The organism is Shewanella fidelis ATCC BAA-318, assembly GCF_000518605.1.
Classification (GTDB): Bacteria; Pseudomonadota; Gammaproteobacteria; order Enterobacterales; family Shewanellaceae; genus Shewanella; species Shewanella fidelis.
On sequence record NZ_JADX01000010.1, the window covers coordinates 56,228 to 80,293 of the forward strand.

General features: G+C 43.6%; 28 protein-coding genes. 14 read left to right on the forward strand and 14 right to left on the reverse strand.

The window, feature by feature from the left end:
- Positions 1 to 57: 57 nt before the first annotated feature.
- Complete coding sequence (degS, locus tag L884_RS0104960; RefSeq protein ID WP_028766449.1) at positions 58 to 1,140, forward strand: outer membrane-stress sensor serine endopeptidase DegS; 1,083 nt, start codon at positions 58 to 60, stop codon at positions 1,138 to 1,140.
- A 96-nt stretch (positions 1,141 to 1,236) separates the two neighbouring features.
- On the opposite strand, the gene L884_RS23155 is transcribed toward degS, so the two are convergent.
- From L884_RS23155 to mlaF, 11 genes are all read right to left on the reverse strand, one after another.
- Positions 1,237 to 1,404, reverse strand: coding sequence for a hypothetical protein (locus tag L884_RS23155; protein WP_169731778.1), 168 nt, complete (start codon positions 1,402 to 1,404; stop codon positions 1,237 to 1,239).
- A 179-nt stretch (positions 1,405 to 1,583) separates the two neighbouring features.
- A complete protein-coding gene (locus L884_RS0104970) occupies positions 1,584 to 3,251 on the reverse strand; it encodes an Ig-like domain-containing protein (RefSeq protein ID WP_028766450.1) in 1,668 nt (555 codons plus the stop codon).
- A 190-nt stretch (positions 3,252 to 3,441) separates the two neighbouring features.
- A complete protein-coding gene (locus tag L884_RS0104975; RefSeq protein WP_028766451.1) occupies positions 3,442 to 4,080 on the reverse strand; it encodes a response regulator in 639 nt (212 codons plus the stop codon).
- Positions 4,080 to 5,402, reverse strand: coding sequence for a sensor histidine kinase (locus L884_RS0104980; protein WP_245603072.1), 1,323 nt, complete (start codon positions 5,400 to 5,402; stop codon positions 4,080 to 4,082). Before L884_RS0104980 ends, L884_RS0104975 begins: the two co-directional genes overlap by 1 nt.
- A 228-nt stretch (positions 5,403 to 5,630) precedes the next feature.
- A complete protein-coding gene (murA, locus tag L884_RS0104985; protein WP_028766453.1) occupies positions 5,631 to 6,893 on the reverse strand; it encodes a UDP-N-acetylglucosamine 1-carboxyvinyltransferase in 1,263 nt (420 codons plus the stop codon).
- Positions 6,894 to 6,914: 21 nt separating this feature from the next.
- Positions 6,915 to 7,166, reverse strand: coding sequence for a BolA family protein (locus tag L884_RS0104990; protein ID WP_028766454.1), 252 nt, complete (start codon positions 7,164 to 7,166; stop codon positions 6,915 to 6,917).
- Between the two features lie 13 nt (positions 7,167 to 7,179).
- Positions 7,180 to 7,473 (reverse strand): STAS domain-containing protein, encoded by a 294-nt coding sequence (locus tag L884_RS0104995; RefSeq protein ID WP_028766455.1) that lies wholly within the window; start codon positions 7,471 to 7,473, stop codon positions 7,180 to 7,182.
- Positions 7,474 to 7,478: 5 nt separating this feature from the next.
- A complete protein-coding gene (locus L884_RS0105000) occupies positions 7,479 to 8,129 on the reverse strand; it encodes an MlaC/ttg2D family ABC transporter substrate-binding protein (RefSeq protein ID WP_028766456.1) in 651 nt (216 codons plus the stop codon).
- Between the two features lie 32 nt (positions 8,130 to 8,161).
- Entirely contained in the window at positions 8,162 to 8,632 is a 471-nt protein-coding gene (gene mlaD, locus L884_RS0105005; RefSeq protein WP_028766457.1) for an outer membrane lipid asymmetry maintenance protein MlaD, read from the reverse strand.
- A gap of 72 nt (positions 8,633 to 8,704) precedes the next feature.
- Positions 8,705 to 9,490, reverse strand: coding sequence for a lipid asymmetry maintenance ABC transporter permease subunit MlaE (mlaE, locus tag L884_RS0105010; protein WP_028766458.1), 786 nt, complete (start codon positions 9,488 to 9,490; stop codon positions 8,705 to 8,707).
- Positions 9,477 to 10,289 (reverse strand): phospholipid ABC transporter ATP-binding protein MlaF, encoded by an 813-nt coding sequence (gene mlaF / locus L884_RS0105015; protein WP_028766459.1) that lies wholly within the window; start codon positions 10,287 to 10,289, stop codon positions 9,477 to 9,479. The genes mlaE and mlaF overlap by 14 nt, the downstream gene beginning before the upstream one ends.
- 178 nt (positions 10,290 to 10,467) lie before the next feature.
- On the opposite strand from mlaF, the gene L884_RS0105020 reads away from it, so the two are divergent.
- From L884_RS0105020 to mgtE, 12 genes are all read left to right on the forward strand, one after another.
- Entirely contained in the window at positions 10,468 to 11,427 is a 960-nt protein-coding gene (locus L884_RS0105020; RefSeq protein ID WP_028766460.1) for a calcium/sodium antiporter, read from the forward strand.
- Between the two features lie 41 nt (positions 11,428 to 11,468).
- Positions 11,469 to 12,446 (forward strand): KpsF/GutQ family sugar-phosphate isomerase, encoded by a 978-nt coding sequence (locus tag L884_RS0105025; protein WP_028766461.1) that lies wholly within the window; start codon positions 11,469 to 11,471, stop codon positions 12,444 to 12,446.
- A gap of 2 nt (positions 12,447 to 12,448) precedes the next feature.
- The gene (kdsC, locus tag L884_RS0105030) at positions 12,449 to 13,000 is read left to right on the forward strand and encodes a 3-deoxy-manno-octulosonate-8-phosphatase KdsC (protein ID WP_028766462.1); all 552 of its coding nucleotides are present in this window, start codon (positions 12,449 to 12,451) and stop codon (positions 12,998 to 13,000) included.
- Complete coding sequence (gene lptC, locus L884_RS0105035; RefSeq protein ID WP_028766463.1) at positions 12,997 to 13,554, forward strand: LPS export ABC transporter periplasmic protein LptC; 558 nt, start codon at positions 12,997 to 12,999, stop codon at positions 13,552 to 13,554. The genes kdsC and lptC overlap by 4 nt, the downstream gene beginning before the upstream one ends.
- A 64-nt stretch (positions 13,555 to 13,618) precedes the next feature.
- A complete protein-coding gene (gene lptA / locus L884_RS0105040) occupies positions 13,619 to 14,152 on the forward strand; it encodes a lipopolysaccharide transport periplasmic protein LptA (protein WP_028766464.1) in 534 nt (177 codons plus the stop codon).
- Positions 14,152 to 14,883, forward strand: a complete 732-nt coding sequence (lptB, locus tag L884_RS0105045) for an LPS export ABC transporter ATP-binding protein (protein WP_028766465.1) — start codon at positions 14,152 to 14,154, stop codon at positions 14,881 to 14,883. Before lptA ends, lptB begins: the two co-directional genes overlap by 1 nt.
- 136 nt (positions 14,884 to 15,019) lie before the next feature.
- Entirely contained in the window at positions 15,020 to 16,474 is a 1,455-nt protein-coding gene (locus tag L884_RS0105050; RefSeq protein WP_028766466.1) for an RNA polymerase factor sigma-54, read from the forward strand.
- Between the two features lie 30 nt (positions 16,475 to 16,504).
- On the forward strand, positions 16,505 to 16,792 hold the full coding sequence (gene hpf, locus L884_RS0105055) for a ribosome hibernation promoting factor (protein ID WP_028766467.1): 288 nt from the start codon (positions 16,505 to 16,507) through the stop codon (positions 16,790 to 16,792).
- Between the two features lie 2 nt (positions 16,793 to 16,794).
- Positions 16,795 to 17,238, forward strand: a complete 444-nt coding sequence (ptsN, locus tag L884_RS0105060) for a PTS IIA-like nitrogen regulatory protein PtsN (protein WP_028766468.1) — start codon at positions 16,795 to 16,797, stop codon at positions 17,236 to 17,238.
- 167 nt (positions 17,239 to 17,405) lie between these two features.
- Positions 17,406 to 18,260 (forward strand): RNase adapter RapZ, encoded by an 855-nt coding sequence (gene rapZ / locus L884_RS0105065; protein WP_028766469.1) that lies wholly within the window; start codon positions 17,406 to 17,408, stop codon positions 18,258 to 18,260.
- The gene (locus L884_RS0105070) at positions 18,247 to 18,522 is read left to right on the forward strand and encodes an HPr family phosphocarrier protein (protein WP_028766470.1); all 276 of its coding nucleotides are present in this window, start codon (positions 18,247 to 18,249) and stop codon (positions 18,520 to 18,522) included. The genes rapZ and L884_RS0105070 overlap by 14 nt, the downstream gene beginning before the upstream one ends.
- 95 nt (positions 18,523 to 18,617) lie before the next feature.
- Positions 18,618 to 19,982, forward strand: a complete 1,365-nt coding sequence (gene mgtE / locus L884_RS0105075) for a magnesium transporter (protein WP_028766471.1) — start codon at positions 18,618 to 18,620, stop codon at positions 19,980 to 19,982.
- Between the two features lie 36 nt (positions 19,983 to 20,018).
- Here mgtE and L884_RS0105080 read toward each other — a convergent pair whose 3' ends face one another.
- Both L884_RS0105080 and L884_RS0105085 read right to left on the reverse strand, forming a co-directional pair.
- The gene (locus tag L884_RS0105080) at positions 20,019 to 20,810 is read right to left on the reverse strand and encodes a molybdate ABC transporter substrate-binding protein (protein ID WP_028766472.1); all 792 of its coding nucleotides are present in this window, start codon (positions 20,808 to 20,810) and stop codon (positions 20,019 to 20,021) included.
- Positions 20,811 to 21,046: 236 nt separating this feature from the next.
- The gene (locus L884_RS0105085) at positions 21,047 to 21,721 is read right to left on the reverse strand and encodes a YiaD family glycine zipper/OmpA-like lipoprotein (protein WP_028766473.1); all 675 of its coding nucleotides are present in this window, start codon (positions 21,719 to 21,721) and stop codon (positions 21,047 to 21,049) included.
- Positions 21,722 to 22,156: 435 nt separating this feature from the next.
- Between L884_RS0105085 and L884_RS0105095 the strand changes: the two genes are divergently transcribed.
- Positions 22,157 to 22,366: a hypothetical protein gene (locus L884_RS0105095; protein WP_037410438.1), complete on the forward strand. Its 210-nt coding sequence runs from the start codon at positions 22,157 to 22,159 to the stop codon at positions 22,364 to 22,366.
- Positions 22,367 to 22,496: 130 nt separating this feature from the next.
- Here L884_RS0105095 and L884_RS0105100 read toward each other — a convergent pair whose 3' ends face one another.
- The gene (locus tag L884_RS0105100) at positions 22,497 to 24,017 is read right to left on the reverse strand and encodes an FG-GAP repeat domain-containing protein (protein WP_028766475.1); all 1,521 of its coding nucleotides are present in this window, start codon (positions 24,015 to 24,017) and stop codon (positions 22,497 to 22,499) included.
- Between the last annotated feature and the right edge of the window lie 49 nt (positions 24,018 to 24,066).

The window sequence follows — 24,066 nt, forward strand, 5'->3', positions numbered from 1 at the left end:
ACAAGTTAATCTAAACATGTTAATATATTTCATCTTTTCAGCATTTATTCTCAGACCATGATCATTAAAGACGCTCTAATTTATGTCGGCAAAGCCGTATTATTCGGCCTTATCATGGCTGCGGTCATCATCTTTATCTTGCCGCTTATTACTGGACAAAGCCTCACAAACGGCATCACCAGTCGAGTATCGACTAGTAGTAGCGAGCTGTCATTTTCAAAAGCCGTGCGCCGCGCCGCGCCTGCTGTTGTTAATATTTATAGTTTGAGTATTGATCAATCAAAACCGTTGAACCCCGGCTCATTGCAAGGATTAGGCTCTGGCGTAATCATGAGCAAAGAAGGCTATATCCTGACTAACTACCATGTCATTAAACGTGCAGATGAAATTGTAGTGGCCCTACAAGATGGTCGTAAGTTCACTTCTGAAGTTGTCGGCTCAGATCCTGAAACGGACTTAGCAGTGTTAAAGGTTGAAGGTGACAACCTGCCTGTTGTACCACTCAACCTCAATATTCCAGCACGAGTTGGTGATGTCGTGCTGGCAATTGGTAACCCGTATAACTTAGGCCAAACCATCACTCAAGGCATTATTAGCGCCACCGGCCGTAACGGCTTAAGCTCCGGTTATTTAGACTTCTTACAAACTGATGCAGCAATTAACGCTGGTAATTCAGGCGGTGCACTGATTGATACAACAGGCCAGCTTATTGGTATTAATACTGCGGCGTTTCAAATTGGCGGTGAAGGCGGCGGCCACGGAATTAACTTCGCTATTCCTATCAAACTGGCCCATAGCATTATGGGTAAACTGATCAAAAATGGCCGGGTTATTCGTGGTGCATTAGGCATTGGTGGCGAAGCAGTTGGCCCGGTGATGGCGCAAATTCTAAATATCCCTGATTTGACGGGGGTGGTAATTACTGAAATCGACCCTAACGGCCCTGCCGCACAAGCAAAATTAAGGCCTCGCGATGTCATCACTGAATTTGAAGGCGAGTCGATACCGGGTGTTGAAATGCTAATGGATAGAATTGCAGAAACACCACCAGGCACTAAGATCACAATGACAGTGATCCGTGAAGGCAAGTCTTACCAAGTACCGGTAATCATAGGTGAAAAGCCGGTACACTATAATTAGGTGCTAGGAAAAGCAGAAACGAAAAGGCAAAACAGATTTCGCTGTTTTGCCTTTTTTAATTCGCTTGCCTAGCTCCTGCTTCTCCAAGGGTTTTTCTTAGCAACAGCCTCTTTCCTTCTTAAACAAGCCCAGCCAAAATCCTAATTCAAAAAGCACGCCTAAAATAATCAGGCCGGTAGCACCTTTCGCCATTCCCGCTGCATAACACCCAATTGCAGCGCAAATTAATGCAGCTAAAATAGCGACTCTTTTCCATAATGCCATAACGCTCTCCATTTCTGATTTCCTCAAACACTAGCAAAAGGCTGCCCATTACTCACCTATTTCAGATTAAGCTTTGTTCAGGTTTACCGTTAGCAGTTCAACCTTAGGGGGACAAAAAAGCCACGCTAAATAGGTTAGCGTGGCTTATCAGGAGGGACTAAATAGTGATGAGCTTATTTTTATTTATGGATTTTAGGCAACGCTGCAGCTCTATCGCTATAATCTGCATGGCAACTGCCACAAGCAAACTCAGCAGTAGACCACGGCATCTGGAACTTACCATCATCTGTAAACTGTTTTGCGTCAGCACTTAAGTCAATATTGAATAAATGGGATTTCACATCGCCAAATACGACTCCATTAACCTCTTTTGTTACCGCACTCTTAGCAAGCTTTGGCATATGACAAGTCGTACACTCAGCCGCTTTATGAGGCCCTGCCGCCCACGTGTTTTCTGCAAACTCCATATCATGGCAAGTGCTACACTCTTTTACTGCCCCAGAATGTAATCCATCTGCGCTACCTTTATTAACTGTAGATTTATGTGGATCGTGGCAAGTTGAGCAACTCATGTTCTTTTTAGGACCAATCTCATCGCCAGCCTTGTAGTCAGCATGATCCTCAGGCACGACACCTAAGAGTTCATCACCGGTTTGATGATGCTTTGAAAGCCCTCCGCTTGATACTATTCGGCCTCCTAACTGACTACCATTAGGGAAGGCTTCATTATAAGCGCTCACATAGCTTGGGTAGTCTTTCTCACCGTCACGGGTATGACATTCGGCACAAGTCACAGCTAAACCAAATCCCATATCTTCATTTAAGAAGTCAGCAGTTGTACGTGCACTAGCAACGCGCACAATATCATCTGCAGACATCGTTTTGATGTGTTGACTGCCCGCACCATGGCAAGCTTCACACTGGATCCCTTGCTCAGCAAAAGTCCCCCCCATTCCAGGCAGATCATCTTGACGCTGCAGATTGCGCAGATCACTATCTTCAGTTGTGGTGCGCTTCCAACCAGTTGTATGGCAGTTACCACATTTATACTGGTAGTTCATATCACCCGCTTTGTAGTCCCCCATAACATCAGGGTCATTTAAGTGGTTTTCAGGAATGTTAAAGCTACCATCAGCATTACGAATGTTATACTGCACGTTTTTACCTGTGACGATATATCCATCGGCATCTAACCAACGTAGCTTCCAGTTATAGCCCCCCACAACGTAACTCACTTGGTCATAGCTAGTCGGTGCCCCCAAGGCATTGTTGGTGGTACCATCACCATCTGGCCCAGCAAACTGCAACAGATCAATTGCACCTGTAATCGTTTCTTCTGGGGTGTAAGGGAAGCTTGGCTGCTCGCCATTGGCTATCTTTTGGATTTTAAAGTTATGGCCTGTTTTAGCGAATGATTTATGTTTGTCTGAGTGACAACTTGCACACGTAGCAGAGCCAACGTATGTCAAAGGTTCAGGAGTTGGCGCAGCGTCAACGGTGACGGTAACTTGAGCCGATGCTTGCGCAGTACCGTCGCTGATTGTGTAATTAAACTTTACCTCTCCCGCTGTGCTTGCTGCGGTAAAACTCACCTTGCCATCTTTAACCACTGCTTTATCAGAATCGACTGACACTATGGTTAACTCATCCCCATCGGCATCGGAGTCATTAGCCAATACATCAATGACCACAACTTCATCAACTAAGACATTGGCGAAATCTGCGACTGCGACTGGCGGCGTGTTTTCAATAGGTGGAACTGGCTCATCATTATCACTTCCACAGGCAACTAACATGGTTATCATGCTAGCCAACATAAGCTTTTTACATGGAATTTTTGCGTTCATAAGTTCATCCTCAACATTGCTTTTCATATCGCCAACATTGCAGGGATCGGCGATTGATATGCCTCTTTGGGCATGAAGCAAGTATCAGAAACTTATTAATAAAGGGATAGATAACCAGAATTCACAGCCAATAGTAAACTGTGAACTTTAGTTATCAGAATTCACTTAACGTACTATTTTATTTAAACTTTTAGTCACTTGATAAATTATGGTTTGTTAACACAAATCGACCACTATTTGTCAAAATGTAGAGCTTGTTCGCATTTTGCATAACAAGCCCTGCTTTCTTTAACTGTCTAATATGAAAATTAAACTTAGTATGATCATCTATTTCAACTAAGCGGCACAGATCCATAAACTTAAGTGCTTTTTGTCCAGCCAATACCCGTAACGCTTTGCGTCTATAGGGGTTTGCTAGCGCGCTATACACCAAGTCAGCATCTAAATCCCCTCTGCTTTCTAACAGCTGTTTTTCGGCTAAACTGCGCTTCACAGTCACTATTAACTCATCTGCTTTAAAAGGCTTAGTCATTACACTATCAGCACCTTTTTTCATCGCATCCACGGCAGTATCTACAGTTGCGTAAGCAGTAATAATTATCACAGCGAGAAAAGGCTGATTGTGCCTAAGATTAGATATCGCCTCTACGCCAGTCATGCCTGACATTAACAGATCAAGTAATGCAATATCGAAATGCTCATGCAAGCTGACTTCTATCGCATCTTCCGCACTATTTACAGCGGTAACATCAAAGCCTTCAAGCTCTAGTATTTCCACTATGCTCTCGCTGAGTTCAATATCATCTTCAGCCAACAATACCCGTGTCATTAATCATGTCCTCGATAAAATGTTAGCGTGATCTGAGTCCCTATCCCTTCCTTACTGGCAATCTGCATTTTGCCATTATGTAAGGCAACGATTTGCTCACAAATCGCTAAGCCCAGCCCAGTGCCCTGACCAACCGCTTTTGTTGAGTAAAATAGCTCAGTGGCTCGAGCTAATTGTGTTGTTGTCATGCCACTGCCACTATCTTCTACTGTAATTTGAACCTGAGTTTCATCTTGTTGTGCTGTGACCTTGATACTATCTTGCGGCTCACAAGCATCAATGGCATTACATAGCAGATTGATAAAGAGCTCCTCTAACTTAATCCTTTCTGCACATAACACTATGCTATCGCTGCAACAGATTGTTATATGATGCTGTTTAGTTCGATGGGATAATAGTTTTACTGCTGAATTGAGCACCTCTGTAAGCGCAACAAAGCTGCGTTTGCCGCTAGCAGGCCTAGCATAATTCAATAACTCCTGACTAATCGAAGATGCACGCTCAACACCTAAACGTACACGAGCTAAATAATGACTTTGAGAGCTGGATAAAGTCGGGTGTTTACGTTCTAATAAATCAAGAGCAAGGGTTGATGAGGCTAAAGGGTTATTAATTTCATGTGCCACCCCCATGGCCAGCTGACCTATGGCTTTGTATTTATCAGCTTCAATTGCCCGCTTGAGCTTAGCAGCTGTTGCTTGCTCTTTTTCCAAGTCAAAAATTTTAAGCGCCTTAAATAAAGCCACTAAAATTAAGGCTCCAGCTAACGTTCGGAAAATAGGCACGCTATAGTGATAATCTGTCGGCACAAGACCCGAAAGCCCACCATAAATCACCAAACCCACACCACATAAGGCAAAGTAATTGCCATAACTATGCTGCTCTTGCCTAAGGTTAAAGCCATAAACCATCATGCCAATCCCCGCTAAAAGCGCACTGCCAAAGCCAATCAAAACTCGTGTATATTGGCTAGCTTCGACAAAACCACTGCGGTTAACAGATAAATGGTGAAGATCTGGGATCACCAAATAGCCATAAAGCAAGATAATCAAAACGATAAGACTATGACCAATAACGGCAAGGCGCTTATTGCTGATACTTAAGATCTGCCATGCAAATATCATTAGCGCGAGATAAGACAAAAATAGCTTAGCCAAACATAGCCACAAGGTTAATAGCTTATATTCTTCAGCAATATGCCCAGTAAATATAAGTACATAAAGTTCAGACCACTCATGAAATGCATGGGAAAAACCAAACACCGCAAGTGCCCATAACGTTGGGGCTATTTTTAGCTGACTAAAACGAAAGTTTCGAAACAAGACTGCGCAGCCTACAGAAAAAAACACTAGGCCGTAAAAAAGATAAATATTAAATGTGACGAATACAGGCATGGGCTAACGTTAACATTTAGCCATTGTTAGCAACTTGATCTAGTTCTAATTCCGTTAGCGCAGAGTTTGCGCTAGTTCATAATTCAAAGACACAAAAAAGCCATCTAAGTTTTCACTTAAATGGCTTTTTATTGCTAATTTTTATCTGCGTAAAAATTAAGACTTCACACGTACGACTTGTCCGCCTAAGCCTTTAAACTTATCTTCGATATGTTCATAGCCGCGATCTAAGTGGTAGATGCGATCAACCGTTGTTGTCCCTTCTGCAACAAGCCCTGCAATCACTAAACTTGCTGACGCACGTAAATCGGTTGCCATCACTTGCGCGCCATTTAGCTTTTCGATGCCATGGATAATACAAGTATTACCTTCAAGCTCCATTGTAGCGCCCATACGGCTAAGCTCTGGCACATGCATAAAGCGATTTTCAAAAATCGTTTCAGTGATTGTTGCTGTACCTTCTGCTAATGCGTTTAGCACACAGAACTGTGCTTGCATATCAGTTGGAAAACCTGGGTATGCAACCGTTTTAATATTAACGGCTTTAGGGCGTTTGCCCTGCATGTCTAGCTCAATCCAGTCATCACCCGTAGTGATTTTAGCGCCCGCATCTTCAAGCTTTGCTAATACCGCTTCAAGGGATTTTGGATCTGCCTTGGTGCAACGTACTTTACCGCGAGTTACCGCAGCGGCAACAAGGAAGCTACCCGTTTCGATACGGTCAGGCATCACCTGATAATCGCAGCCTTGCAATGATTCGACACCTTGAATACGCACGGTATCAGTACCTGCACCTTCAATTTTAGCGCCCATGGCAATCAAGCAGTTAGCGAGATCAACCACTTCGGGTTCACGTGCAGCATTCTCGATGATGGTCTCACCATCAGCTAACGACGCAGCCATAAGTAAGTTTTCAGTTGCGCCTACGCTGATCATATCCATAAAGATATGCGCGCCTTTTAAGCGCCCATCAACACGTGCCTTAATGTAACCTTCTTTAACCTCAATCTTAGCGCCCATCTGCTCAAGTCCTTGCAAATGCAAGTTCACTGGGCGAGCACCAATTGCGCAGCCACCAGGCAAAGACACATCAGCTTTACCAAAACGCGCTAATAGCGGACCTAAAATCAAGATCGATGCGCGCATGGTTTTTACTAACTCATACGGTGCACAAAATTCATTTAGATTAGTTGTAGAAATACAGACCTGATCTGTACCAGAGCGAGTCACTTCAGCACCTAAACAGCGCAGCAATTCACAGCTAGTGTTGACGTCTCTTAAGTTTGGTACATTAGAAACGTTAAAGTCAGTTTCCGCTAATACGCCAGCCATCAAAATAGGCAGCGCAGCATTTTTAGCACCAGAAATAACCACGTTTCCAGCAAGTGCACCACTTGCTTCAATTTTTAATTTATCCACTTTAACTCTCTAAATCCGCACTTACATATTAAAGACTTTTTCACGCTTCCATTGAGTTGGCGTGAATGCATTAATCGTAATTGCGTGTAGCTCACCACTAGTAATGTGAGCCATTAATGGGCCGTAAATAGTCTGTTGTTGCTTGACTCGTCCCATACCGTCAAAGCATTCACCTACTGCAACAATTTTATAGTGTGTCCCTTCTTGGGTCACTTTAACTTCCTCTAAAGAAAGCGCATCTAAAAGGATTGTTTCAATTTCTTTGCATTCCATGGAACTATTCACCTTACTTAGCTTCTTCAATAAAGAAGTCATTTAAATCATATAATGTAATAAATTTCTTAAGCTGCTCTGAAGGCGAGACTAACTTAAGGCTAATACCTTTCGCGGCAAAAATACTGACTAGCTCAAGTAAAAATGCCACGCCAGCACTGTCACAATATTCAATTTCAGCCAACTGCAAAGCAGCTGTTTCTGGCGCTAAAATACTGCTGCGGTCATTCCATAAACTGCGCACTGTTTGTTGATCTAATAGACCTGAAACAATACAAACTGGTCCTTGTTGTTTAAATTCAGCCACAAGCTTTACTTCTTAGTCGCTTGCACATCAATATGTTTTTCGGTGCGCTCATTAAGCATATCAATCACCGACTCAATACCTTGTTGACGCACAAGGTTAGTAATTTCAGATTGCTTTGAGGATAACAAACTCACACCTTCAGCAACCAAATCAAATGCTTTCCAGCTACCGTCTTTTAATCGACGCGCCTTAAACTGCAATTTAATCGGTGGACGTCCCTGCTCAACAACTTGCACGTATACGTTAGCAAACTTCTCCCCAGAAAAGTCTTGTGCTTTACCGTACTCAACTTTTTGATCGGTATATTCAGTAAAAGCCTGAGCATAGGTTGAGATCAAATAGCCTTTAAACGCTTCAACAAAGCGGTTTCGCTGATCTTTGCTAGTATCTCTCAGGTACTGACCTAATACTTTATAAGATGCATACTTATAATCGATGTAAGGCATTAGCTCTTCAGCGACAATCACTTTCAAATGATCTGGGTTGTCAGCAATCAATTGTTTATCTTGCTCAAAACGTGCAAAAGTCTTGTTGGCAACTTGCTCTACTAATGTATAAGGATTGCTTTGATCAATCTCAACCTCAGCAGCCTGCGCTCCAATGCTCAACAGTGCAATCATGGCTAATACTGCTTGACGATACAAACCTTTAAACATACTTAAATCCTCTACTGCTCATCCTGAAAAGGTTAATCCTTTGAACCCATGCTATATAAAAACTGTCCAATCAACTCCTCTAGAACGAGTGCTGAATGAGTGTCTTCAATGCTATCGCCATCAACTAATAATTCGACATCATCATCCATAAAGCCAGGCGTTAACCCTAAAAACTGCTCACCTAACAAACCTGACGTCAAAATCGATAACGTGCTTGTTTCTGGAAAATAGTGATAACGCTTATCCATCGCGATACTCACAACCGGCTCTAGCTTCTCTGGATCAAGGTTAATGGCACTCACGCGGCCAACAACAACCCCCCCCACTTTCACTGGCGAGCGCACTTTTAAGCCGCCAATGTTACTAAATTTAGCATGTAGGGTATAACTGCTATCGCCGCTTTTTACCTCGACATTAGCAACGTTAAATACCAAAACCAAAAACGCTGCGAGGCCAGACAATAAAAATAGACCTACTAAAATCTCAATCTTCCTTGTCAACATAACGCATTTACCACTCTATTCAATAAATCTAAACAATAATTAACCACGAACTCTTCCCTGTAACTCGATAAATTACTGGCCAAACATCATCGCTGTAAGTAGGAAGTCTAAGGCCAATACGGCAAGACTCGATTGCACTACAGTTTGCGTTGTTGCGCGGCTAATTCCCTCTGGATTAGGGGTCACATGATAGCCCCGGTATAACGCAATCCATGTTACAACGATCGCGAACAGCAAGCTCTTGATCATGCAGTTCACTATATCCTGACGCCACTCAACTGAGGCTTGTAAAATCGACCAAAAGCTACCGCTATCAATACCTTTCCATTCAACACCAACAAGGTGGCCGCCATAAATGCCTACGGCAGTAAACATCAAAGCAAGTAAAGGTAAGCTAATTACGCCAGCCCAAAATCTTGGTGCAACGATCTGTCTAAGTGGATCAATGGCCATCATTTCAAGGCTCGAAAGCTGCTCGGTACTTTTCATGAGTCCTAGCTCTGCGGTCAGTGCCGAGCCAGCACGCCCCGCAAAGAGGAGCGCGGTGACAACAGGCCCAAGTTCACGCAGTAAACTCAACGCCACCATAGGCCCAAGACTTTCTTCAGTGCCAAAGCCTACAAGGATATTATAGCCCTGCAACGCCAGCACCATACCAATAAACAGGCCTGAGACAATGATAATCACCATCGACTGTACACCAATGACATACAACTGCTTAATAAGCAGCGGCGTACCTTTACGCAGGCGTGGTCTATGAGCTATAGCTCCCCATAGCATTAAACCCGCTTTTCCTAAGCCTACAACTAAATCAATTGCACTGCGCCCAAGGCGAGCAACCGCATCAATCAAGCTCACTGAGAAGTTCCTTCTTATAATCTTGCGCCGGATAGTGAAACGGTACCGGACCATCAGGCTCACCGCCAATAAATTGCTTCAGCTGCGGGTTAGCAGCTAATCGCAGCTCTTCAGGTGTGCCATGAGCAATAATGCGTTTATCTGCAAGTACATAAACATAATCTGCAATTCCTAGCACCTCAGCCACATCGTGCGATACCACCACAGAAGTCAGATTTAGTGCATCTGAAAGCTCACGAATAAGCTTTACCAGTACCCCCATCGAAATGGGATCTTGCCCTGCGAATGGCTCATCGTAGAGGATCATTTCAGGCTCTAATGCAATTGCTCGTGCCAATGCCGCACGGCGTTGCATACCACCCGATAGCTCAGTTGGCATTAACTGAGCAGCCCCTCTTAAACCGACAGCTTCTAGCTTCATCAGCACAATTTTGCGAATAATCTCTTCAGGTAAACCAGAGTGTTCTCGCAGTGCAAAGGCAACATTATCAAACACATTCATATCGGTAAAAAGTGCGCCACTTTGAAACAGCATACTCATACGCTTACGCAGCGCAAAAAGCTCACTACGACCACACTTATGTACATCGATACCGTCAAATAACACAGTGCCGCTGTCGGGAGTGAGCTGACCACCAATCAATTTTAAAAGCGTGGTTTTACCGATACCACTCGGGCCCATGATAGCGGTCACTTTGCCTTGCGGGATCGACAGGCTCACATCTTCATAAATGACGCGTTCACCGCGGCTAAAGGCCATATTCTGGATTTCAACCAATGTTTTCGAGGTCAGTGTCATGCAAGCACCCTGCATTTGATATCTAGTGGAAACATCCATTTTCCGTACCGGAAAGGGAGAAATTGTACGTAATTGACCTTATAGGTACAACCAAATACAGACTATCTTGCCGCAATACTTTCATTTTTCTTCAATTACGGCGAAAATACCTCGTTATACCCACAAATACTAAGAATCGATGTTATTTAATATTTTTTTGTTAGTCGCCGGATTAGGTGCGCTAGTTTGGAGTGCTGATAAGTTTGTATACGGCGCTGCCGCTTTTGCTCGCAACCTTGGCTTACCGCCAATGTTAATCGGTCTAACGATTGTTGCTATGGGCAGCTCAGCTCCGGAAATGTTTGTTGCAGCAACAGCATCGCTAGAGGGCATGACTGATACTGCAATTGGTAACGTGCTTGGCTCTAACATTGCGAATATTACCTTGATCCTTGGTGTGACCGCCCTTCTTGGAGCGATTTCAGTTAGCTCACAAACTCTGAAGCGCGAAATTCCAATGATGTTAGTGGCAACATTAATCGTCGGTTACTTTCTCTATGACGGCTTTTTAACCCGCGTCGAAGGCATTAGTTTACTGGTGCTATTTATCGGTTTAATGGGCTATCTGATTTGGCACGGTTTTCACAATAAAAATACTGATGCGTTAGCTGAAGAAGCTGCTGAAGAAATTCCTGCCGATGTCCCCACTGCTAAAGCCATTTTTTGGTTGGTTGTGGGCATGGTATTATTACCCTTATCTGCAGACTGGATGGTACAAGGTGCCGTTGGCATCGCGAAAGCCTATCATCTGTCAGACTTAGTTATTGGCTTAACGATTATTGCAGTGGGCACCAGCCTACCAGAACTTGCCGCTTGTGTGGCTGGCGTCTTAAAAAAGGAAGACGATCTTGCTATCGGTAACATTGTTGGTTCAAACTTATTCAATATTCTAGCTGTACTTGCCATTCCAGGGATCATTGCTCCCGGCGCAGTCGATGCTGCTGCGAGTACACGAGACTTTTATATGGTGCTTGCCACAAGCAGTGCGTTGGCAGTACTGATCTTATTGTCAGGACGCGCCAAGCAGCTAAAGCCTTGGCATGGCGTAGTATTACTTATTACATTTATTGCATATCAAGCAATCTTGTTTCTGTCTTAAGCCAAAACAAGATGCCACGCAGTTTAACGAGAGACCTAGAAATGGTAGATGAAAATCAACTACGCCAGTGGGGCACTAAAGTTATCGACATCGAAAAACAAGCGCTCGATAATCTGTATCAGTACGTCGACTCTTCAGCATTTGCTCAAGCTTGCCAGTTAATCTTGCAATGCACTGGTAAAGTGATTGTCATGGGCATGGGTAAATCCGGCCATATTGGTAATAAGATCTCAGCCACATTAGCGAGCACGGGCACACCAGCGTTTTTTGTTCATCCAGGCGAAGCTAGCCACGGTGATTTAGGCGTGCTTAGCGAAAATGACATCGTACTGGCAATCTCAAACTCTGGTGAAGCGAGTGAAATTCTGACCCTTATCCCCGTGATAAAACGCATGGGGTTGCCTATGATTTCAGTTACAGGGAAACCTGAATCAAGCATGGCAAAACTGGCGCAACTGCACCTTTGCATTGAAGTACCTGAAGAAGCCTGCCCACTAGGGTTAGCACCAACCTCAAGCACCACAGCAACACTGGTAATGGGTGATGCCTTAGCCGTTGCACTGCTGCAGGCGCGCGGCTTTACTCAAGATGATTTTGCTCTGTCTCATCCGGGTGGCAGCTTAGGTAGAAAGTTACTGCTAAAAGTCAGTGATGTGATGCATAAAGACGATGGATTACCAAGCGTTAGAGATAATATTTGTATTACCGAAGCACTTTATGAGATCTCTAAAAAAGGCTTAGGCATGACGGCAGTTGTCGATGATACTAACACCTTGGTCGGTATTTTCACCGACGGCGATTTACGCCGCGTTATCGATGCTGATGTCAATCTAAGAACGACTTCCATCGCGGATGTCATGACCAAAGGTTGCGTCACGATTACCGAGAATATTCTAGCCGCCGAAGCATTAAAAGTGATGGATACTAAAAGTATCAATGGCTTAATAGTGATTAATCAACAACAACAGCCTGTGGGCGCATTAAATATGCTCGATATGGTTAAAGCAGGAGTCATCTAAATATGTCGCATCAAGGATTTTACGGCCCGATAAGTGCTGACGTATGGCAAGCAGCAAGCAAGATTAAATTGCTAATCTGTGACGTTGACGGCGTGTTTTCTGACGGACTTGTATACATGAGCAATAGTGGCGAAGAGCTTAAAACATTCCATACCCGTGACGGCTATGGTGTGCGCTCAGTGCTATCTGCTGACATACAAGTTGCCATTATTACTGGCCGTAAATCGCAAATTGTTGAGGACAGATTTACTGCACTGGGTGTAACCCATATTTACCAAGGCGTAGATAACAAATTGGTTCCATATCAGCAACTGCTGTCACTTTACAATGTTAGCCCTGAAGAAGTGGCCTACATTGGTGACGACATGGTCGATTTACCTGTAATGCAAAAGGTAGGTTTATCAGTATGCGTGGCTGACGGTCATCCATATGTAAAACAACACGCCAAAATGACAACACACATAAAGGGCGGTCACGGCGCATTACGAGAGCTAACCGACTTATTGCTTCTCAGCCAAAATAAGTTTGAATCAGCCCACGGGATGAGCATATGAACCGGGTTACGCTAGCGATAATCCTATTTTTTGGCACAGCTTTGATTCTTTACTGGCAGGTGCAATCAAAAAAGAGTGAACAAGCGCTAGATATCGACGTAAGTCAACGTCCCGACTACATCATCGATGACTTACGTAGTGTTGAATATAACGAGCAAGGCTTAGTCAATAGCGAAGTAACCGCTAAGCACATGGAGCACTTCGATAGTGCCAGCATGACCTACTTTACCGAGCCTGTTTATCTTATTTACCCAGATGACGGTCAAGCCCAGTGGCAACTAAAAAGCGCAAAAGGTAGCCATAATAAAATAACCGGTAAGGTAACATTAGAAAACGATGTTATTATCGACTCTATTAGCCCTGAAGAACCAATACAGACGGTCAGTACGCAGTATCTAGAGCTCGATTTAAATACCATGATCATGACCTCTGATGACACCATTCATGTCACGGGGAACGAATTTGTCATTCAAGGTGTTGGCTTATATGCCGACCTGAATGCCCAAAGTGTAAAGCTTATCAGCCAAGTTGAAGGTACTTACGAAGCTAAATAATACGCTTTATATTGCACATATTGATACCGCAGCTACTAACGTATTAGCTGAGTAGAAGGACACTATGAAATACAACCAAACCATTTTAGCCGGTCTATTTTGCCTGTTAAGTTTTAATACCATTGCTAAGGTTAATGACCTAGAGCAAGAGGTTAAAATCGCCGCCGCCAGCCAAGAAGCTGACATCAAGAATAACCAGGTGATTTTCTTTGGCCCTGTTGAAGTTACTCAAGGCTCAATTAAGATGAATGCTGATGAGCTACGGGTATTTTCTAAAGCCGATAAAAGCGGTAAAACCCTTGTGGCAACAGGTAAGCCTGCAACCTACACCCAAACCATGGACGATGGCCGCCCAGCAACAGCCAGCGCCAAAGAGATCCGCTACGAGCTTGCCACCCGCACACTGACTTTAGTGGGTGATGCCACGCTTGAGCAAGATGGTAGCCAAGTCACCGGTAACCGCATTCGTTATAACATTAGCAAGCAACAACTGATTGCCGAAAGTACTGGCCAAGGCGACGATAGAGTTATCACGATTATTCAACCTGAAACCTATCAAGAAGATAAACCTGAAACGCCTAGCAAACAGGAACAATAATGAGCCAAATTACTTTAAAAGCGAGCAACCTGGCCAAGAGCTATAAAAACCGTGCCGTGGTACAGGATGTTAGCTTAACCGTAAAAACCGGACAGATTGTTGGTTTGCTCGGCCCTAATGGTGCAGGCAAAACCACAACCTTTTACATGGTGGTTGGTCTAGTCCAAAGCGATAAAGGTAAGATCTTCATCGATAATGATGATTTAACTTTAGATCCAATGCATTTGCGCGCCAGAAAAGGCATTGGTTACTTGCCACAAGAAGCCAGTATCTTCAGAAAGCTATCTGTTCGCGACAACATTATGGCGGTATTGCAAACACGCAGTGATATCAATGATGAGCAACGTGAAGAGCAACTTGAACACCTGTTAGAAGAGTTCCATATCACCCATATTCGAGATAGCCAAGGTATGGCGCTATCCGGTGGTGAGCGACGTCGTGTTGAAATCGCCAGAGCGTTAGCAGCTAACCCTAAGTTCATCTTGTTAGATGAGCCATTTGCCGGTGTTGACCCTATTTCAGTTATCGATATTAAGAAAATTATTGAACAACTAAAAGGCCGTGGTTTAGGGGTGTTAATCACCGACCACAACGTACGTGAAACCTTAGATGTATGTGAACATGCTTACATCGTTAGTCACGGAAACCTCATCGCAGAAGGCACGCCAGCAGAGATCTTAGACAACCAGCAAGTTCGAGCAGTGTACTTAGGTGAACAATTCAGGCTATAGTTAATTCACAGTTTCAAACCTTATAACTTAATAGCAATTACAATTTAGAATAAAATCAAACTATTAAGTTTTTAAGCTTTATTAGCTAGATCAGCCAGCTTTAACGTTTAACTACAGTGTAGGGAATAGCGGTACGATGAAAGCGTCACTCCAGCTCAAAATGGGTCAACAGCTCACTATGACTCCCCAATTGCAACAGGCAATTCGCTTGTTACAATTGTCTTCTTTAGAGCTGCAACAAGAGATCCAACAAGCATTAGAATCGAATCCGTTATTGGAACTAGATGAAGAGCAATCTGATGGCGATTTAGAGCAATCTGACGATCCGTCCAGCAATGACATCAATACCAATCAAGATAGTGCTAGCGTCGAGACCTCTGATGCGTTAACCCAAGACTCCATGCCTGATGATCTACCGATGGATACCACTTGGGATGAGGTGTATACCGTTTCTTCCAACTCCAGCTCAGGTGTTAGCCGCGAAGATGATATGCCGTTTCAAGGCGAGACTAGCGAAGGCTTATATGAACATCTTGAGTGGCAAAAAAACCTCACGCCATTTTCAGATAACGATCTCGCCATTGCTACCGCTATTATCGACGCCATTGATGAACGCGGTTATCTCACTCAAAGCTGTGAAGATATCCTAGAGGCAATGGGCGATCCTGATACAGAGTTAGACGAAGTTGAAGCCGTACTTAAACGCATCCAGCACTTCGATCCTATCGGGGTGGCAGCACGCAATCTCAGCGAGTGTTTATTAATCCAACTCGCTCAATATGCAGCAGATACACCGCATATCGATAATGCCAAGCTGTTAATTAAAGACTATTTAGATCTTATTGCCGGCCGTGATTTTAGGCAGTTAATGCGTAAAACTAAGCTTAAAGAAGACGAGTTACGTGAGGCGATCAGCTTAATCCAGACTCTGAACCCGAGACCGGGACTTGCGATTGCTCGTAGCAAAGATGAATACGTCATTCCTGATGTGTCGGTTAGCAAGAAAAAGGGCCGTTGGGTTGTTGAGTTAAACCCTGATTACATGCCTAAAATCAATGTAAATCAGCACTATGCATCAATGGCTCGCACAACAAACCAAGCTGATGGTCAATTTATTCGTGGTCACTTACAAGAAGCTAAATGGTTTATTAAAAGTTTAGAAAGCCGCAACGAAACCTTACTCAAAGTCGCCAACTGTATTGTCAAATTCCAACAGGGATTTTTTGAGTACGGGGAAGAGGCGATGAAACCTATGGTACTTAATGACATTGCCGAAGCCGTTGAGATGCATGAATCTACGATTTCGCGAGTCACGACCCAAAAATATATGCATACCCCACGGGGCATTTTCGAACTTAAATACTTCTTCTCTAGCCATGTCGGAACCGATGATGGCGGAGAGTGTTCATCAACAGCGATTAGGGCCTTTATTAAAAAGCTCGTTGCTGCTGAAAACCAAAAGAAACCATTAAGCGACAGCAAAATGGCGCAGCTTTTGGCTGAACAAGGGATTAAAGTTGCTAGACGTACGATCGCTAAATATCGAGAAGCGATGCTGATCCCTCCCTCAAACCAACGCAAGAGTTTATAACTCAATAAAAAGCATTTGGAGGATCGATATATGCAAATCAACCTAACAGGACATCACATTGAAATTACCGCTTCATTACGTGGCTATGTAGAAGAGAAATTCACAAAGCTTGAACGGCATTTCGATCAGATCAATAATGTGCACGTTATTTTGAATGTGCAGAAAATGCAGCAAACTGCCGAAGCGAAAATTCACCTAAAAAAAGGCGAAGTATTTGCCGCCTCGGAACATGCGGATATGTATGCCGCAATCGACTCCCTGATCGACAAACTTGATCGTCAGGTAATTAAACACAAAGAGAAGCTAACTAAACACTAACGATGGAACTAAGTACCATCCTGCAGCCGGAGTGCACTACCTGTGCCACTCCGGGCAGTAAGAAAAAGGTATTGGAGTTAATCAGTGATATTGCCGCTGTCCAGTACCCTACCCTTTCTTCGCAAGAGATCTTTGAAAGCCTCTTGGCGCGAGAAAAAATGGGTAGCACGGGTATAGGTAACGGTATCGCTATTCCGCATGGAAGGCTGGCCAATATAGAACATCCGGTTGCGGTGCTAGTTAAATGTGAAGATCCTATTCCATTTGACGCCATCGACAAACAACCCGTTGATATTCTTTTTGCGCTATTGGTGCCATCAGATCAGTGCGAGCAACACTTAGCGACACTGTCTTCTATGGCTGAAAAACTCAATGATAAAGCTGTCGTTAAGCAGTTGAGAAAGACCAGTAACGAGTCAGAACTTTACCAAGTCATTACCCAATAATTACTAAACGGGCCTTTAAGTGATCTTTAAAGGCCTTAGCAATTATTACAGCTAGATGATTTCTTCTGCAGTAGCTTGTTAAGTTCTTGCTTTAGAGCTTAAAAAAGTTAATCTATATCAATATTAAAGATAGTCATAAACCTCATATTTCATCAGGTAATCATACAATGAAGCTTGTTTTAGTCTCTGGTCGATCCGGTTCAGGTAAATCAGTGTTACTCAGAATGCTAGAAGATCTCGGCTATTATTGTGTCGATAACCTGCCACTGCCTATGATGGGCAGCTTGCTGAAAGAGCTATCTGGTAATACCAAGCTTGTGGCTATCAGTGTAGATATTCGTAATCTGCCAGAAAATAAGGCCGAGTTAGTTAAGCATCTTACGTTTCTGCCGGAAGGGGTTGAGCTACTAAGCTTCTTTTTAAACTCTAGCGATGAAGTCCTACTAAAACGCTACAACGAGACACGTCGTTTACACCCACTATCTCATGACAATGTTTCACTAAAAGAAGCCATCGAATTAGAAGGACGCTTACTTGAGCCCTTAGCTAATATCGTTGATCACTACATAGATACTTCAAGCTTGAATATTTATGATCTAAACGATCAGGTACGCGAGATCTTACTTGGTAATGTCGATAAAGAACTCATGATTAACTTCGAATCATTTGGTTTTAAGCACGGCATGCCGACTGAAGCAGACTTCATGTTTGATGTGCGCTTTTTGCCGAACCCTCATTGGGAGCCAGATCTACGACCAATGACAGGTCTAGACAAGCCGGTACAAGACTTTTTAAATGAGCGCCCACGGGTTAATGAATTCATAAAACAGATCGAAGATTTACTTAGCTCTTGGCTACCGGATCTAGAGCGTAACAACCGCAGTTACCTCACCATAGCGATTGGCTGTACTGGCGGCCAGCATCGCTCTGTCTACATTACTGAGCGCCTCGCAGCTCACTTTAAAAATGGTAAGCATAAAGTACAAGCGCGTCACCGAGAGTTAAAAAATGCCGACCATTGAGCGCCAAGTGACCATATGCAATAAACTTGGTCTACATGCGCGCGCAGCAACAAAACTGGTGGTGTTAGCATCAGAGTTCGATGCCGAAATCACTATTATTCAAGGTGAAAAACAAGCTTCTGCTACCAGTGTACTAGGCTTATTAATGCTAGAAACTGGCATGGGTAAATGCGTACAGCTTGTTGCGACTGGGCCCGATGCACAAATTGCACTCGATGCAATCTGCCAGCTAATCGATGCTAAATTTGACGAAGACAGCTAACTGCTTACTCCAAGTCTTCTGCGTTCTAATCATAATCAAATCATCAGCACTTAACATTTAGTAAGCGCCCTTTAAAACGACCCAGTGAGGGAAACATGCCGATTGAAGTTCTAGACAACGAAACAACAGATCAACGCCTCAATCAGCTTACAAAAGCGCTGGGAAGCGGCATGTTTGTCCATGTGCGTAACATGTTGCAAGATATGGCGGCTTCAGATATCGCTTTTATTCTTGAATCCTCACCACCACGTACCCGCCAAGTTTTGTGGCAACTGATTGATCAAGAACATACTGGTGAAATTCTTGATGAACTAGGCGAAGAACTCAAAGACGCCCTTATTTCACAAATGGGCCCAGAGCGGGTTGCAAAAGCCGCTCAAAGCATGGATACCGATGACTTAGCTTATATTTTACGTAGCTTACCTGATAGCGTTTTTAAGCAGGTGTTGCAATCTATGAGTAAGCAAGATCGGGTACGTGTAGAGCAAGCCCTGTCCTATCCAGATGACACTGCCGGTAGTTTAATGAATACCGATACCGTCACCTTAAGACCTGACGTTAATATCGATGTGATCTTGCGTTATTTGCGTATTCGCGGAGAGCTACCAGAAGCCACCGATATGCTGTACGTCGTAGATAAACGTGATCGGGTTTTAGGCGGCGTGCGCATTGCGGATCTTTTGACTTGCGACCCGAATGCATCAGTACGTGAAATCATGTTCTCAGAGCTCGAAGCCATCCCAGTAGGTATGTCTGACACCGAAGTGGCACAGCTGTTTGAACGTCATGACTGGGTGTCGGCCCCGGTTATCGATGAGAATGACAAGTTACTTGGACGTATCACCATCGATGACGTGGTTGACGTTATTCGTGAAGATGCTGAGCACTCAATGATGGGGATGGCCGGTATGGATGATGACACCGATACGTTCGGTCCAGTGCTTAAAAGTACTTTTCGTCGTTCACTATGGCTAACGGTAAACCTGTTTGCCGCACTATTAGCAGCATCCGTCAGTAACATGTTTGAAGGCACCATTGAGCAATTTGCAACTATCGCTATTTTAATGACCATTGTACCTAGTATGGGCGGCGTTGCCGGTAATCAAACTTTGGCATTGGTGATCCGCGGTATTGCCCTCGGGCAAATTGGCCAAAGTAACTCTCGCTGGTTAATTGGTAAAGAGCTGGCCATTGGCTTCCTCAACGGCTTATTGTGGTCCATTTTAGTATTTGCCGCAGTATGGGTCTGGAAAGGTGATCTCGCCTTAGGTGGCTTGATTGCGGGAGCTATGCTTATCAATATGACTGTTGCAGGACTTGCTGGTGCGACCATTCCACTGATCCTAAAACGAATGAATATCGACCCTGCTCTAGCAGGCGGTATGGTATTAACTACCGTAACAGACGTTATTGGCCTGTTTGCCTTCCTCGGTTTAGCAACATTGTTCTTAATGAGTTAAGCGATAAAAAAGGCCGCAATTGCGGCCTTGTTAATATTACTGCTTTAACGGCGCATCAAAACCATAGTCAGCTAATATTTCCTGTCCCGATTCAGACAGAATAAACATCGCTAATTTCCAGGCATCATTGTGCGCATCATCAAGTACGATTAAGCCATAATTTGCACCGACAGCCAACGGCTCAGGCATCTGGACAATTTGTAAATCTTGCACCTCTTTTTGTGCTAAAACGGCATTGGTACAATAAGTTAAAAATACGTCAGCACGCTTATTTTCCATCACCCATCCGTAAGTGTTACGGCCTTTAGGCGCCTTAGCACTTTTTGCACCACCAGTAAGCTGTAATGCCTTTTGCTCTAATGTGGTTTTGGCACCTGATTTTAGCGCATCAGCTTTAGCAAAAATTTTCCACGCGTAATCACCTGAAGGATCGGCTTTTGGCGTTGATGTTCCCACTCTAACCTTCGGGTCAAGCATCACAGCTAGTAACCCTTCGCTGTCAATTTTCACATCAGCTTGCGCTAGTGCACACATCTGGTTGCGAGCAAACATCACCACATTATCGCCTTTGCCTGCAGCCTGTAGTGTTTGCGGATGTTTCATATTTGCCGAAGCGAACACACCAACTTGCTCACCGCCTTCAATACGTTTTCTCAGTAAGCCTGATGGACCAAAATCTGCGTGTACCTGTTGCTGCGCTTGTTGCTGATAAGCACTAACAATATCGGTCATCGCATTTTTAAGACTACCAGCAGCTCTTAATTCAACTGGCGCGGCATGTACTGCCATAGGTAGGGTTAACAGTGAAACTAACAGCCATTTTTTCATGATTTTTATACTCATTAGGGTTATCTATCATTATTACTCCTAATGAGAAAACATCCCTCTGCAAATCACAATGCCTAAGCCCTTGCTAATGAACTTGGTATGTAATCTCGAGAGGTGTATCACGCCTTACTCAGTCAGGTAAGACAAAAAGTCCAAACCAATACTTAAAGATCAAAAAAGCCATCCGCAGATGGCTTTTATCGCAAACCGATAAGTTTTGCGAGCAATAGAAAAATCTATGCTTTTGGCATTGGGCTTAAAATAATCTCTACTCGACGGTTCTCTGCGCGACCTTGCTTGGTCTCATTAGAGGCGATTGGCTTTGATTCGCCCATACCATGTGCAGCAACTCGCATAGCGGGTACCTTATGGCGAGTTAAATAGTTAGCTACTTCACTGGCGCGTACTTGCGACAATCTTAAGTTATATGACTCGGCACCTGAACTATCGGTGTGTCCCATAACATTTAACTTAGTCTCATCAAACTCAAGTGCAACTAACACGACACTGTCTAATACTTGCTGCGCACGTTGACTCAAATCGGTTTGATCTACGCCAAACGTCACATCATTTGGCATATTCAGAATAATATTATCACCGCTACGGGTTACGCTAACACCTGATGCCTGTAGTTGCTTACGTAACTCAGCTTCCTGCACATCCATGTAATAACCGATACCGCCACCCAATGCTGCACCAGAGGCGGCCCCAATTAACGCGCCTTTACCGCGATCACTCTTACTTGAAGATGCCACGCCAATCGCTGCACCTGCAATGGCGCCAATTAGCGCCCCATTAGTCGCCTTGCCATTTTGCGATTCATTGGTGTACGGATTCGTTGTTTGACAACCAGAAATCAGCATAACAGCAATTAAGCCACCAGCCAGTACAGAACTACGTTTTACACTCATATTTACCACTCCTAACTGCTTTCACGATGCGCAAAAGCGACGACTTATAAGTTGTATTTTTTTAGCAGTATATAAAGCAGATCGGATTAAACAATGCTTATGCGCTTAAGTGCGTTAAAAATACACAGCTTTATTTGCACCAAATTTGATCATTTACGCCCCAAACTGGTGCACAAAAAAGCCATTGTAATGCCCTTTAATCTTGCATGGTTATATAACCACATGAAATATAATGACTTAAATTAATTTATCAATTTGGCACAACTTAAGCATACCCAATATTGAGTACTCTAGGGCATTAAAACTAACCAATAAAAAAGACCAAGAGTGACACCAAGGTGAGCATAAGCACCTTGGCAAAGGCATGGCGTCAGCACACTCAAAAACGCACCAACAGCAGATGTTTACACATTAGAATTGAAAGAGAAAATACCGATGGATGCTATCAAGCTTAATGTTATCAACGAAGTTAAAATCAAAGGCCGCTTATTATCTGATGTCGCTAAAGACTATGGTTTAACCACTAAGAGTGTGTATCAGATTGTGCAGCAGAATGAGCAGAAATCGAATAAAAGCCGTCTCGCGATGGTGCAACAAACAAAATCTCTCGGCTTGCGTCTAAAGCAATTATGGACTCGTCACTAATTTAACAGGCTGTACCCTGTTAAGCAGAGGCGAGAAACACAATTTTCGCCCAAACGAAATACAAAAATTAACGCGCTAACTCTATAAAATAATATTACGCTTAATGTGAATTTCGCCTCTGCACCCCAAGCTAGCCAGCAAAAAAGACCCTAAATTGATTAGCTAATGACTTATCGTCTTGGCGACCATACTTAATCAGTAAATCTTCACGACCATCATCATTTAAATCCTCTACCATGATCATTTCGCCATCAGTTGGTAGTTGTAACTCATGCTCTTGCGCCTTACGGCTAAATAACCCATTGCCAGCTTTACCTAAATAAATCCTCAAAGTAGATTCATCTTCCGATAATAATAGATCTTTCAAACCATCACCGTTGAGATCTGCAAGCTTCACCACTGGGTTACCCGACTGGCCCGAGCTAAGGCTGAAGTTAAGTTCAACTTCTTTAGTCACATTAGACTTGTCACTATAGCGGCTATTAGCATCCATCTTAAACAGATGCACATCTTGCGCTATGCTGCCAGACAGTATTGCGCCCACCACTTGACTTACACCAATATCAAAGCCCGCAACCATGACCTCATCTTTATTGTCGCTATCAATATCGACAAACTCTAAACCGGTTAACGTTCCTTCCGCGCGCACCACACTGCTAGGTGTTTTAGGAAAGCTAATTCGACCTTCTTTGGGCTCACCAAGATAGATTTCATAATCGTTGACCCGATCAAATACGCTGGTGCTTTTGGTATAACGGATCACCATATCGCTTATGCCATCATCATTAAGATCTTTAAGGTGTTCAACTTTACGATAGATCAATTCACTTTGATCAAGTGGCTCACCATAGGCGTCTCGCTTATTCCACCAGTCTATGCCACTGATAGGCTGGCTCACTGAAACATACTGTGCAACAGGATCGAAACCCTTAGCATCTGTCTGCTTGTATACCTCTAACTCGCCTTCGCCAATTTTGACGATATCCGCTAAGCCATCAAGGTCGAAATCACTAATATAAACAATTGACTGAGTGTAAGTCGCACCATCTTCAAATAAGCGCGATTGTGGTTTAATCGGTAAGGTTTGGCGATTGAAACCTTGCTCTGTGGCTAGAAAAAGGTGTGCCTGAGTAAAATCATGGATCAGAATATCATCTCGGCTATCGCCATTGAGATCTTTTACAAACTCACCACGACTAATAAAATCTGGCCGCTCTTTAAACGATAAAGAGTTAATCTGCGCCACAGACGCTAAATTAAGCGATGTATCAATTGGTTGCGGTTGCATCAATAACAGCTCATCTTGCGATAAAAAATACAGCTGTTGTAAACCGTTAGTCGTCGAACTTGTAATATCAAAACTATGCACTGCCAATGGCAGTTGATATTGATGTAGCAGTTTATACTCGCCTTCAACAAGTTGATAAATTGCCATTTGGCGCTGCTTCATATCATCGATGCCAAAAGCAATTAGCTCTTTACCCGATTGCGGCAAAACATCAGCCGCAATGATAGGGTGGGTTAGCTCAAAAGGCGCGTTAACTGTCGACTTATTAAAAGTTAGCTCAGCAGCATAAGCTCCATCAACAGATAAAGACCAAGCCGTAAAGCCTACTGCGACACCAATCAATCCTTTATATGCACTGTGCATAACCTCACTCCTTGTGTCACCCCATTAATCCTTGGGTATATTCAACACA

Coding starts and splice junctions, on each gene's coding strand:
- degS (WP_028766449.1), top strand. CDS start 58: ATGATCATTAAAGACGCTCTAATTTATGTCGGCAAAGCCGTATTATTC.
- L884_RS23155 (WP_169731778.1), bottom strand. CDS start 1,404: ATGGCATTATGGAAAAGAGTCGCTATTTTAGCTGCATTAATTTGCGCT.
- L884_RS0104970 (WP_028766450.1), bottom strand. CDS start 3,251: ATGAACGCAAAAATTCCATGTAAAAAGCTTATGTTGGCTAGCATGATA.
- L884_RS0104975 (WP_028766451.1), bottom strand. CDS start 4,080: ATGACACGGGTATTGTTGGCTGAAGATGATATTGAACTCAGCGAGAGC.
- L884_RS0104990 (WP_028766454.1), bottom strand. CDS start 7,166: ATGGAATGCAAAGAAATTGAAACAATCCTTTTAGATGCGCTTTCTTTA.
- L884_RS0105000 (WP_028766456.1), bottom strand. CDS start 8,129: ATGTTTAAAGGTTTGTATCGTCAAGCAGTATTAGCCATGATTGCACTG.
- mlaD (WP_028766457.1), bottom strand. CDS start 8,632: ATGTTGACAAGGAAGATTGAGATTTTAGTAGGTCTATTTTTATTGTCT.
- mlaF (WP_028766459.1), bottom strand. CDS start 10,289: ATGACACTGACCTCGAAAACATTGGTTGAAATCCAGAATATGGCCTTT.
- L884_RS0105020 (WP_028766460.1), top strand. CDS start 10,468: ATGTTATTTAATATTTTTTTGTTAGTCGCCGGATTAGGTGCGCTAGTT.
- L884_RS0105025 (WP_028766461.1), top strand. CDS start 11,469: ATGGTAGATGAAAATCAACTACGCCAGTGGGGCACTAAAGTTATCGAC.
- kdsC (WP_028766462.1), top strand. CDS start 12,449: ATGTCGCATCAAGGATTTTACGGCCCGATAAGTGCTGACGTATGGCAA.
- lptC (WP_028766463.1), top strand. CDS start 12,997: ATGAACCGGGTTACGCTAGCGATAATCCTATTTTTTGGCACAGCTTTG.
- lptA (WP_028766464.1), top strand. CDS start 13,619: ATGAAATACAACCAAACCATTTTAGCCGGTCTATTTTGCCTGTTAAGT.
- lptB (WP_028766465.1), top strand. CDS start 14,152: ATGAGCCAAATTACTTTAAAAGCGAGCAACCTGGCCAAGAGCTATAAA.
- L884_RS0105050 (WP_028766466.1), top strand. CDS start 15,020: ATGAAAGCGTCACTCCAGCTCAAAATGGGTCAACAGCTCACTATGACT.
- hpf (WP_028766467.1), top strand. CDS start 16,505: ATGCAAATCAACCTAACAGGACATCACATTGAAATTACCGCTTCATTA.
- ptsN (WP_028766468.1), top strand. CDS start 16,795: ATGGAACTAAGTACCATCCTGCAGCCGGAGTGCACTACCTGTGCCACT.
- rapZ (WP_028766469.1), top strand. CDS start 17,406: ATGAAGCTTGTTTTAGTCTCTGGTCGATCCGGTTCAGGTAAATCAGTG.
- L884_RS0105070 (WP_028766470.1), top strand. CDS start 18,247: ATGCCGACCATTGAGCGCCAAGTGACCATATGCAATAAACTTGGTCTA.
- mgtE (WP_028766471.1), top strand. CDS start 18,618: ATGCCGATTGAAGTTCTAGACAACGAAACAACAGATCAACGCCTCAAT.
- L884_RS0105080 (WP_028766472.1), bottom strand. CDS start 20,810: ATGAAAAAATGGCTGTTAGTTTCACTGTTAACCCTACCTATGGCAGTA.
- L884_RS0105085 (WP_028766473.1), bottom strand. CDS start 21,721: ATGAGTGTAAAACGTAGTTCTGTACTGGCTGGTGGCTTAATTGCTGTT.
- L884_RS0105095 (WP_037410438.1), top strand. CDS start 22,157: ATGGATGCTATCAAGCTTAATGTTATCAACGAAGTTAAAATCAAAGGC.
- L884_RS0105100 (WP_028766475.1), bottom strand. CDS start 24,017: ATGCACAGTGCATATAAAGGATTGATTGGTGTCGCAGTAGGCTTTACG.